The sequence below is a fragment of the Oleiphilus sp. HI0128 genome, from assembly GCF_001635365.1.
In genome coordinates this window covers 1-885 of the sequence record NZ_LWGG01001013.1, presented here as the reverse complement: position 1 = coordinate 885, position 885 = coordinate 1, and the positions used below count along the sequence as shown (strand labels likewise).

General features: G+C 45.5%; 2 protein-coding genes. One reads left to right on the top strand and one right to left on the bottom strand.

The features are described 5' to 3' along the window. On the bottom strand, positions 1-712 hold a 712-nt coding region (locus A3763_RS17305; protein WP_156495144.1), incomplete at its 3' end, for a response regulator. 42 nt (positions 713-754) lie between these two features. Between A3763_RS17305 and A3763_RS27075 the strand changes: the two genes are divergently transcribed. Next, the coding region (locus A3763_RS27075; RefSeq protein ID WP_156495143.1) for a helix-turn-helix domain-containing protein at positions 755-885 on the top strand (131 nt) is incomplete at its 3' end.

Sequence of the window (885 nt, the reverse complement as noted above, 5' to 3'; positions counted from 1 at the left end):
CTGGAGGCGGTTCTGTCTTGTTTAAAGAATTTTCGTTTTCTGTTGGTTCATCAGTGTTATTTGATTCTTGTTGATCCGAGCTTAAACTTTCCTCGACTTCCTCGACTTCCTCGACTTCCTCGACTTCCTCGACTTCCTCGACTTCCTCGACTTCCTCGACTTCCTCGACTTCCTCGACTTCCTCGACTTCCTCGACTTCCTCGACTTCCTCGACTTCAGTCGACAGCTCCTGACTTATTCTGCTTTCCTCTGGCGCAGAGGCAGTTTGTACCTGCTCGATTGGTTCCGAAAGGTGCTGTTCCTGAGGGCATAGCGCTTGATTTTGCTTTTGTCTGATGCCTTTGACATGTTTGAGAATGGCAGAAAAGAGCTCATTGTCATTGACGGGCTTGGTCACGTAGTCATTCATGCCCGAGGCAAGACATTTTGCTTTGTCTTCTGCCATGGCATTTGCGGTCATCGCGATGATAGGGATCTTCTGATTGCTTTCCCGTATCTTTTCGGTAGCTTGGCAGCCATCCATTAAAGGCATTTGCATGTCCATTAATATGAAATCGAAATTGCCTTTTATGGCTTTCTCGTAGCCTTCTTCACCATTGTTGGCAAGGGATACCTGGATGCCTTGTTTAACAATAATTTCCTTCCCTAGCTGTTGATTTGCACCCAAAACTGACCCACTAAAGCCATATATTTGCATCGAATTTTGACCCACGTATAAACCTATCCCTGCTTCAGCAAAGCAGGAGAAAATGGAGTGATAGACGTGGCTCTACTAAGCGTAATTCGACGCTGGCATATTCGGGAGGGACAATCGATTCGATCGATTGCTCGGAAGACCGGATTGTCACGAAATACTGTTCGTAAATACCTCAATAATAGAAATTT